Annotated in this window: 15 protein-coding genes and 1 pseudogene; 8 read left to right on the top strand and 8 right to left on the bottom strand. The window is 70.5% G+C overall.

Going from position 1 to position 8,596, the window contains the following annotated elements:
• Window positions 1-71: 71 nt before the first annotated feature.
• From ADY01_RS28415 to ADY01_RS28435, 5 genes are all read right to left on the bottom strand, one after another.
• Entirely contained in the window at window positions 72-347 is a 276-nt protein-coding gene (locus ADY01_RS28415) for a hypothetical protein (protein ID WP_049579227.1), read from the bottom strand.
• Window positions 344-550, bottom strand: coding sequence for a hypothetical protein (locus ADY01_RS28420; protein ID WP_049579229.1), 207 nt, complete (start codon window positions 548-550; stop codon window positions 344-346). Before ADY01_RS28420 ends, ADY01_RS28415 begins: the two co-directional genes overlap by 4 nt.
• Window positions 547-930 carry a hypothetical protein gene (locus ADY01_RS28425; RefSeq protein ID WP_049579231.1) on the bottom strand — a complete coding sequence of 128 codons (384 nt, stop codon included), beginning with the start codon at window positions 928-930 and terminating at the stop codon, window positions 547-549. The genes ADY01_RS28420 and ADY01_RS28425 overlap by 4 nt, the downstream gene beginning before the upstream one ends.
• Before the next feature lie 26 nt (window positions 931-956).
• Entirely contained in the window at window positions 957-1,205 is a 249-nt protein-coding gene (locus tag ADY01_RS28430) for a hypothetical protein (RefSeq protein WP_049579232.1), read from the bottom strand.
• Window positions 1,206-1,323: 118 nt separating this feature from the next.
• A complete protein-coding gene (locus ADY01_RS28435) occupies window positions 1,324-2,523 on the bottom strand; it encodes a helix-turn-helix domain-containing protein (protein ID WP_063784390.1) in 1,200 nt (399 codons plus the stop codon).
• 293 nt (window positions 2,524-2,816) lie between these two features.
• Between ADY01_RS28435 and ADY01_RS39400 the strand changes: the two genes are divergently transcribed.
• From ADY01_RS39400 to ADY01_RS28450, 3 genes and pseudogenes are all read left to right on the top strand, one after another.
• On the top strand, window positions 2,817-3,056 hold the full coding sequence (locus ADY01_RS39400) for a hypothetical protein (protein WP_159001476.1): 240 nt from the start codon (window positions 2,817-2,819) through the stop codon (window positions 3,054-3,056).
• Window positions 3,057-3,062: 6 nt separating this feature from the next.
• The gene (locus tag ADY01_RS28445; protein WP_324613376.1) at window positions 3,063-3,512 is read left to right on the top strand and encodes a GNAT family N-acetyltransferase; all 450 of its coding nucleotides are present in this window, start codon (window positions 3,063-3,065) and stop codon (window positions 3,510-3,512) included.
• Window positions 3,410-4,186 (top strand): annotated as a pseudogene (locus ADY01_RS28450) (phosphotransferase); the annotation flags it as partial. The gene ADY01_RS28445 and the pseudogene ADY01_RS28450, both read left to right, overlap by 103 nt.
• 41 nt (window positions 4,187-4,227) lie before the next feature.
• Here ADY01_RS28450 and ADY01_RS40990 read toward each other — a convergent pair.
• The 3 genes from ADY01_RS40990 to ADY01_RS39405 are packed head-to-tail and all read right to left on the bottom strand — an operon-like array spanning window position 4,228 to window position 5,780.
• Window positions 4,228-5,088: a phosphotransferase gene (locus ADY01_RS40990; protein WP_049579236.1), complete on the bottom strand. Its 861-nt coding sequence runs from the start codon at window positions 5,086-5,088 to the stop codon at window positions 4,228-4,230.
• Window positions 5,085-5,534, bottom strand: a complete 450-nt coding sequence (locus ADY01_RS28455; protein ID WP_324613376.1) for a GNAT family N-acetyltransferase — start codon at window positions 5,532-5,534, stop codon at window positions 5,085-5,087. The genes ADY01_RS40990 and ADY01_RS28455 overlap by 4 nt, the downstream gene beginning before the upstream one ends.
• A gap of 6 nt (window positions 5,535-5,540) precedes the next feature.
• Window positions 5,541-5,780: a hypothetical protein gene (locus tag ADY01_RS39405; RefSeq protein ID WP_159001476.1), complete on the bottom strand. Its 240-nt coding sequence runs from the start codon at window positions 5,778-5,780 to the stop codon at window positions 5,541-5,543.
• Window positions 5,781-6,073: 293 nt separating this feature from the next.
• On the opposite strand from ADY01_RS39405, the gene ADY01_RS28465 reads away from it, so the two are divergent.
• From ADY01_RS28465 to ADY01_RS28485, 5 genes are all read left to right on the top strand, one after another.
• Window positions 6,074-7,273 (top strand): helix-turn-helix domain-containing protein, encoded by a 1,200-nt coding sequence (locus tag ADY01_RS28465; RefSeq protein ID WP_063784390.1) that lies wholly within the window; start codon window positions 6,074-6,076, stop codon window positions 7,271-7,273.
• 118 nt (window positions 7,274-7,391) lie between these two features.
• Window positions 7,392-7,640 (top strand): hypothetical protein, encoded by a 249-nt coding sequence (locus tag ADY01_RS28470; RefSeq protein WP_049579232.1) that lies wholly within the window; start codon window positions 7,392-7,394, stop codon window positions 7,638-7,640.
• A gap of 26 nt (window positions 7,641-7,666) precedes the next feature.
• Window positions 7,667-8,050 (top strand): hypothetical protein, encoded by a 384-nt coding sequence (locus tag ADY01_RS28475; protein WP_049579231.1) that lies wholly within the window; start codon window positions 7,667-7,669, stop codon window positions 8,048-8,050.
• Window positions 8,047-8,253: a hypothetical protein gene (locus ADY01_RS28480; protein WP_049579229.1), complete on the top strand. Its 207-nt coding sequence runs from the start codon at window positions 8,047-8,049 to the stop codon at window positions 8,251-8,253. The genes ADY01_RS28475 and ADY01_RS28480 overlap by 4 nt, the downstream gene beginning before the upstream one ends.
• Window positions 8,250-8,525 (top strand): hypothetical protein, encoded by a 276-nt coding sequence (locus tag ADY01_RS28485; RefSeq protein WP_049579227.1) that lies wholly within the window; start codon window positions 8,250-8,252, stop codon window positions 8,523-8,525. Before ADY01_RS28480 ends, ADY01_RS28485 begins: the two co-directional genes overlap by 4 nt.
• Window positions 8,526-8,596: the final 71 nt, after the last annotated feature.

The following is an 8,596-nucleotide window of genomic DNA, read 5'->3' as shown; positions in this document are numbered from 1 at the left end:
GGTGGGGAGGTCTGGGGGGCCTCGCCCGCCTCCGGGTGGGTGTGAATCAGCTCGGAGGCGGACGGGGCGGTTTATGGGTGGCCGCGGGGTCGCGCGGCCAGGAGATGGGCGGGCAGGTCCCGCTCGTACTGGTCCGCGCGGGCCATGCCGTAGATGCGGTTGATGCAGTCGTCGCAGGCGTAGGCCGCGGCGGATGCGTCTCCGGCCACGCCGCGGACGGTGACGGGCCCGATCCAGGTGACGGCTTGCATTTCCTCCGGGTCGCAGCCGAGCCAGCAGCGGCCCTCGATGCGTTTTTGGGTGCGGCGTCCGGGGTCGGGGAGTAGCAGGTTGATGCGCTCGTTCACGACTCACCTCCGGGCGCGGCTTCGCATGGGGGGTCGCAGGCCCACAGTTCGAGTCCGGCGTTGTTCTCGTCCTGGCTCGGGTTGAGGCGCCGCATGCCGGGGAGCATGGCGTGATCGCACCAGGCGCAGGCCCAGCCCGTGGCCTGGTCCTGGGATAGCCCGTCCAGTGGGGGGAGCGGATCGGCGTCCGTCGGCGCGGTCATCGTGCGGCCTTGGTGGCGGGCGTGGCCGGGAGTCCGGCGCGGGCGGCGGTGCGCAGGTCGGCGACGGCGGTGCGGGCCTGGTCGTGCGCGGCGTGCAGTTCGTCCGTGCTCGCCGCGCGGTTCTTCGTGCGGGTGGCGGCGTCCATCAGCCGGGCGACGGGCGCGATGAGGTCGGGCCGGTCGCCCACCTCGGCGAGTCGCGTCACCAGGTCCGCGGGCACGATGTCCGGGTAGGTCATGCGGGTGCCGCGGGAGCCGATGGGGTGCAGCGCGAACGGGATCAGGCGCCCGGCGATCAGACAGGTCCGGCAGGCGTAGTACGTCCAGCCCGGCCCGCTGTTCCCGTCCACGATGGCGACCGGGGTCAGCGGCGGCACCACGTCCCGGCACGTGGAGCACCGCGGCATCACCGCGTGCCCCCCGGGCAGGAGTGCAGCGCGAACGACTCCACCCTGTCGTCGCAGCGGGGGCACTGCTCAGATGGCACCACGGGGGGGCAGGTGCGCCCGTCGATGAGAGTCGGAGGGTCGTCGCTCAGCGGGGGCGGCGCGGTGATGGGGTCCGGGCCGTGCCAGTCCGGCCCGTGGCCCGCGCTCGCGTTCGCGATCTCGCGGCGGCGCACCCGCTGACCGGGGGTCCTGAAGGGGGTAGGCATGATCGGCTCCTGTGACGTGTCGTGTACGGACCGTCGGGATGTGCCGATGAACGTATGCCTGTGAAAGGGCAGCTCTCAATAGTAGTTTGACTGTCCGTCACGACGAAGTATCAGTTAGCTACATGGGCAGTCCGATGGCATCGGCGAGCTGCCGCATCTCCGGCGTGAGCGTCCTCCGCTTGGCCACGATGTCTCCCAGGATGTCCCGCGCGTACCGCTGGTTCGCCAACCAACTGGGCGCCGTAGCGTGGACATCGAGCAGCACATCCACGGCCTCCCCGTACTGCCTCAACGTGGTGTGCGCGCTGGCCACGTCGAGCCGGTGACGGTTCGAGTTCCCGTCCGACGGGGGCGCCTTCCGCTTCTTCCTCAGCCCTTCAGCGAGGTGCAACGCTTTGTCGGGCTGGTCCAGGATGATGTGAGTCTCCACCTGCTTGTGTGCCACTACGAGCGGCCCCCACCGATTCATGCGGCGCCCGTACCCGAGTTCCCGGCCGGTCATCACGGCGGCACCCTTCGCCATCCGGATGGCGGTCGCCGCTTCGCCTTCTCGATTGTCCCGGACCGCCGCAGCGGCAGCGTGTAGAAGCAGCCAGCCCCATGCCGCTAGGTCGTCCGGCGTCGCCCGCGAGACGCGCCGCGGTTCCAGGTCGTCCGCCCACCGGGTGGCCAGTTCCCGTGCCTCGGCCAGCATCCCCCGCCGCATCAGCAGCCAGCATCGCGTGGTGATGACCCCTGCTGCCGTCGCCGAGTCCGGCGCTTCGTCAAGGGCCCGCTCCAAGGCCATGTCGGCGGCGTCCCACTGGCGGACCTGCGTCAGCGCTGCCCCGGTGAAGTGGAGTGTGCGCGCTCGGAGTTCTCGGGCCGCGTTCTCGTCACCTAGCGCCTCCGCGTTGCGGAGGAGTCCCGGCAGGTCCGCGGCGAGCGCGGCGTGATCGTCCGCGAAGTAGGTAGTTCGTGCAGCCTGAAGGTCTTCTTCGACGCTGGCTACTGTGGGTTCGTCGAGCAGCAAGTCACTGATGTGGGGTTGCTCAACTGCCCGCTGAACGGGGCGCCAGGCGTCGCCGGAGCCGAGTTGCGGCACGGGGTCCTCCTGGCGGGCGGCGAGCTTGCTGGTGGGCACGCGCAGCACAACCGCGAGCTTCCGGAAGGTACCCATCCGGGGAGCGCCGCTCGTCCCCTGCTCAATGCTGCGGATGGTGGCCACCGATACCCCGGAGGAGGCGGCCAGTCCCTTCTGGCTGAGGCCGCGCCGCTTGCGCGTTTCTCGCAGGCGTGCGCCGATACCCTCTGTGGGCATGTCGGTGTGGTCGGGCATACTGACTCCCGTTATTCCGTTTGGACTCGACACCTGGACGGTACTCCCGCCGCTGGCGGGAGGAATAGCGAGCGGCCCCCCATCACCCTGCGGTGACGGCGGGGCCGTTGTGCTTGGGGCATGACGAGACACTCCAATGCACGCCGCCGGCGAGAGGGGCGGACTCGGCGTTCTGCTACTCCGAAAGCCAGTTCCACTTCCATGCGGGCAACACCTGGACGCACCTCGGGAAGACTCGGGCCGCCGCGCGGGAGCACGCACGCGCGCTGGAGCTGTATCCGGCGAGTGACCACATGGACCGCACCCTCGTGCGTCTGGACCAGGCGATGTGCATGGTCGCGGACCAGGATCCCGCCGCCGCTGCCGCGCATGCCACCAGCGCGCTCGTCGGGCTTCCGACTGAGCACAGGAGCGCTTTGATCATCTACCGTGCCGAGCAACTCGCCGATAGCGTGCCCCGGACGGCACGGCAGGTTCCCGAGGTCCGAGGGCTGCGCGAGGTCCTGGCTCTGCCCGCCGGTACGGAGGGATGAGACGACGTGGTGACGATCGGCCGGGCGACCGTGGAGGACGCCGCGGTGGTCTCCGGCATCATCGGGGAGATCGCGGCCTACTACGGCGGCGAGGACATACCCGGGGACATGGACCGGATCGAGGCCGTGCTCCGGAGTGACGTGCCCGGCATCACGATTCTCCTGGCGCGCGACGACGGTGGCGTTCTCGGACTTGCCTCGTACTCCTTCCTGTGGCCCGCGGCAGGCAGCGACCACAGCCTGTACCTCAAGGAGCTGTTCGTGAGGGAAACCGCTCGCAGGAAGGGTGTCGGGGCCGCGCTGATGGCGGCCTTGTCGAAGGCCGCGGCGAACGCCGGGTGCTCGCGCGTCGAATGGACGGCCGACCGCGACAACCCCAGCGCCCTGGCCTTCTACGAGGCACTTGGCGCACGGCAGACGACCGGCAAGGTCTTCTACCGCGTGCAGGCTGCATGACCGACCCCGTCCACGGCGGCTACACCCTCCCCCGGGCGCTCCACCTCCTGGACCGGGTCTGCGGGGCCGCCGGTCTGGATCCGCGTGGCGCGATACTGCTGCGCGGGCAGACGAACGCGGTCTTCCGGCTGGCCGCGCATCCGGTCGTCGTCAAGATCGCCCGCGTGGGAACGGGAACGGAGGAGGTCCGGCGGACGGTGCTGTTCGTCCGGTGGCTGATGGACCGGGGGTTTCCGACGGTCCCGCTGTACCGCCCGGAGCTCCAACCGGTCCTGGTCGGAGGGGAGTCGGCCACGCTGTGGCGGTACCTTCCGCAGCCGCCGCAGGCCGTTCCCGCGGAGGCCCTGGCGAAGCCGCTCAGCACGTTGCACAGCCTTGCCTCCCCGCCCGTCGCTCTTGGGCCGCTGGACGTCTGCGCAGCCGTCCGCTCCTCCCTGAACGGCACGGCCATCCTGGACGACGGTGACCTGGGCTTCCTCCGCGAGCGCGCCGACGCACTCGAAGGCGCCCTGCGGGGCGTCACCTACGAGCTGCCGGAGGGGATCCTCCAGGGTGACCCGCAGCACGGGAACGCCCTGCACGACGGGGACGGCGCCGTGCTGTGCGACTGGGACAACGTCTGCACGGGCCAGCCCGAGTGGGACCTCGCAACGATCGAGGTCCACTGCCGCCGGTTCGGCTACGGCGCCGAGCACTACCGTCGCTTCGCCGAGACCTACGGCTGGGACGTCACCGCCTGGTCCGGACACCCGGTCCTGCGTGACCTGCGTGAACTCCGCATGGTCGCGACCATGCGGAGTTCACGCAGGTCACGCAGGACCGGGTGTCCGGACCAGGCGGTGACGTCCCAGCCGTAGGTCTCGGCGAAGCGACGGTAGTGCTCGGCGCCGTAGCCGAACCGGCGGCAGTGGACCTCGATCGTTGCGAGGTCCCACTCGGGCTGGCCCGTGCAGACGTTGTCCCAGTCGCACAGCACGGCGCCGTCCCCGTCGTGCAGGGCGTTCCCGTGCTGCGGGTCACCCTGGAGGATCCCCTCCGGCAGCTCGTAGGTGACGCCCCGCAGGGCGCCTTCGAGTGCGTCGGCGCGCTCGCGGAGGAAGCCCAGGTCACCGTCGTCCAGGATGGCCGTGCCGTTCAGGGAGGAGCGGACGGCTGCGCAGACGTCCAGCGGCCCAAGAGCGACGGGCGGGGAGGCAAGGCTGTGCAACGTGCTGAGCGGCTTCGCCAGGGCCTCCGCGGGAACGGCCTGCGGCGGCTGCGGAAGGTACCGCCACAGCGTGGCCGACTCCCCTCCGACCAGGACCGGTTGGAGCTCCGGGCGGTACAGCGGGACCGTCGGAAACCCCCGGTCCATCAGCCACCGGACGAACAGCACCGTCCGCCGGACCTCCTCCGTTCCCGTTCCCACGCGGGCGATCTTGACGACGACCGGATGCGCGGCCAGCCGGAAGACCGCGTTCGTCTGCCCGCGCAGCAGTATCGCGCCACGCGGATCCAGACCGGCGGCCCCGCAGACCCGGTCCAGGAGGTGGAGCGCCCGGGGGAGGGTGTAGCCGCCGTGGACGGGGTCGGTCATGCAGCCTGCACGCGGTAGAAGACCTTGCCGGTCGTCTGCCGTGCGCCAAGTGCCTCGTAGAAGGCCAGGGCGCTGGGGTTGTCGCGGTCGGCCGTCCATTCGACGCGCGAGCACCCGGCGTTCGCCGCGGCCTTCGACAAGGCCGCCATCAGCGCGGCCCCGACACCCTTCCTGCGAGCGGTTTCCCTCACGAACAGCTCCTTGAGGTACAGGCTGTGGTCGCTGCCTGCCGCGGGCCACAGGAAGGAGTACGAGGCAAGTCCGAGAACGCCACCGTCGTCGCGCGCCAGGAGAATCGTGATGCCGGGCACGTCACTCCGGAGCACGGCCTCGATCCGGTCCATGTCCCCGGGTATGTCCTCGCCGCCGTAGTAGGCCGCGATCTCCCCGATGATGCCGGAGACCACCGCGGCGTCCTCCACGGTCGCCCGGCCGATCGTCACCACGTCGTCTCATCCCTCCGTACCGGCGGGCAGAGCCAGGACCTCGCGCAGCCCTCGGACCTCGGGAACCTGCCGTGCCGTCCGGGGCACGCTATCGGCGAGTTGCTCGGCACGGTAGATGATCAAAGCGCTCCTGTGCTCAGTCGGAAGCCCGACGAGCGCGCTGGTGGCATGCGCGGCAGCGGCGGCGGGATCCTGGTCCGCGACCATGCACATCGCCTGGTCCAGACGCACGAGGGTGCGGTCCATGTGGTCACTCGCCGGATACAGCTCCAGCGCGCGTGCGTGCTCCCGCGCGGCGGCCCGAGTCTTCCCGAGGTGCGTCCAGGTGTTGCCCGCATGGAAGTGGAACTGGCTTTCGGAGTAGCAGAACGCCGAGTCCGCCCCTCTCGCCGGCGGCGTGCATTGGAGTGTCTCGTCATGCCCCAAGCACAACGGCCCCGCCGTCACCGCAGGGTGATGGGGGGCCGCTCGCTATTCCTCCCGCCAGCGGCGGGAGTACCGTCCAGGTGTCGAGTCCAAACGGAATAACGGGAGTCAGTATGCCCGACCACACCGACATGCCCACAGAGGGTATCGGCGCACGCCTGCGAGAAACGCGCAAGCGGCGCGGCCTCAGCCAGAAGGGACTGGCCGCCTCCTCCGGGGTATCGGTGGCCACCATCCGCAGCATTGAGCAGGGGACGAGCGGCGCTCCCCGGATGGGTACCTTCCGGAAGCTCGCGGTTGTGCTGCGCGTGCCCACCAGCAAGCTCGCCGCCCGCCAGGAGGACCCCGTGCCGCAACTCGGCTCCGGCGACGCCTGGCGCCCCGTTCAGCGGGCAGTTGAGCAACCCCACATCAGTGACTTGCTGCTCGACGAACCCACAGTAGCCAGCGTCGAAGAAGACCTTCAGGCTGCACGAACTACCTACTTCGCGGACGATCACGCCGCGCTCGCCGCGGACCTGCCGGGACTCCTCCGCAACGCGGAGGCGCTAGGTGACGAGAACGCGGCCCGAGAACTCCGAGCGCGCACACTCCACTTCACCGGGGCAGCGCTGACGCAGGTCCGCCAGTGGGACGCCGCCGACATGGCCTTGGAGCGGGCCCTTGACGAAGCGCCGGACTCGGCGACGGCAGCAGGGGTCATCACCACGCGATGCTGGCTGCTGATGCGGCGGGGGATGCTGGCCGAGGCACGGGAACTGGCCACCCGGTGGGCGGACGACCTGGAACCGCGGCGCGTCTCGCGGGCGACGCCGGACGACCTAGCGGCATGGGGCTGGCTGCTTCTACACGCTGCCGCTGCGGCGGTCCGGGACAATCGAGAAGGCGAAGCGGCGACCGCCATCCGGATGGCGAAGGGTGCCGCCGTGATGACCGGCCGGGAACTCGGGTACGGGCGCCGCATGAATCGGTGGGGGCCGCTCGTAGTGGCACACAAGCAGGTGGAGACTCACATCATCCTGGACCAGCCCGACAAAGCGTTGCACCTCGCTGAAGGGCTGAGGAAGAAGCGGAAGGCGCCCCCGTCGGACGGGAACTCGAACCGTCACCGGCTCGACGTGGCCAGCGCGCACACCACGTTGAGGCAGTACGGGGAGGCCGTGGATGTGCTGCTCGATGTCCACGCTACGGCGCCCAGTTGGTTGGCGAACCAGCGGTACGCGCGGGACATCCTGGGAGACATCGTGGCCAAGCGGAGGACGCTCACGCCGGAGATGCGGCAGCTCGCCGATGCCATCGGACTGCCCATGTAGCTAACTGATACTTCGTCGTGACGGACAGTCAAACTACTATTGAGAGCTGCCCTTTCACAGGCATACGTTCATCGGCACATCCCGACGGTCCGTACACGACACGTCACAGGAGCCGATCATGCCTACCCCCTTCAGGACCCCCGGTCAGCGGGTGCGCCGCCGCGAGATCGCGAACGCGAGCGCGGGCCACGGGCCGGACTGGCACGGCCCGGACCCCATCACCGCGCCGCCCCCGCTGAGCGACGACCCTCCGACTCTCATCGACGGGCGCACCTGCCCCCCCGTGGTGCCATCTGAGCAGTGCCCCCGCTGCGACGACAGGGTGGAGTCGTTCGCGCTGCACTCCTGCCCGGGGGGCACGCGGTGATGCCGCGGTGCTCCACGTGCCGGGACGTGGTGCCGCCGCTGACCCCGGTCGCCATCGTGGACGGGAACAGCGGGCCGGGCTGGACGTACTACGCCTGCCGGACCTGTCTGATCGCCGGGCGCCTGATCCCGTTCGCGCTGCACCCCATCGGCTCCCGCGGCACCCGCATGACCTACCCGGACATCGTGCCCGCGGACCTGGTGACGCGACTCGCCGAGGTGGGCGACCGGCCCGACCTCATCGCGCCCGTCGCCCGGCTGATGGACGCCGCCACCCGCACGAAGAACCGCGCGGCGAGCACGGACGAACTGCACGCCGCGCACGACCAGGCCCGCACCGCCGTCGCCGACCTGCGCACCGCCGCCCGCGCCGGACTCCCGGCCACGCCCGCCACCAAGGCCGCACGATGACCGCGCCGACGGACGCCGATCCGCTCCCCCCACTGGACGGGCTATCCCAGGACCAGGCCACGGGCTGGGCCTGCGCCTGGTGCGATCACGCCATGCTCCCCGGCATGCGGCGCCTCAACCCGAGCCAGGACGAGAACAACGCCGGACTCGAACTGTGGGCCTGCGACCCCCCATGCGAAGCCGCGCCCGGAGGTGAGTCGTGAACGAGCGCATCAACCTGCTACTCCCCGACCCCGGACGCCGCACCCAAAAACGCATCGAGGGCCGCTGCTGGCTCGGCTGCGACCCGGAGGAAATGCAAGCCGTCACCTGGATCGGGCCCGTCACCGTCCGCGGCGTGGCCGGAGACGCATCCGCCGCGGCCTACGCCTGCGACGACTGCATCAACCGCATCTACGGCATGGCCCGCGCGGACCAGTACGAGCGGGACCTGCCCGCCCATCTCCTGGCCGCGCGACCCCGCGGCCACCCATAAACCGCCCCGTCCGCCTCCGAGCTGATTCACACCCACCCGGAGGCGGGCGAGGCCCCCCAGACCTCCCCACC

Source organism: Streptomyces sp. SBT349, from assembly GCF_001083795.1.
Taxonomy (GTDB): domain Bacteria; phylum Actinomycetota; class Actinomycetes; order Streptomycetales; family Streptomycetaceae; genus Streptomyces.
The sequence above is the reverse complement of the archived record's forward strand: the minus strand, read 5'-3'. Positions and strand labels throughout refer to the sequence as shown.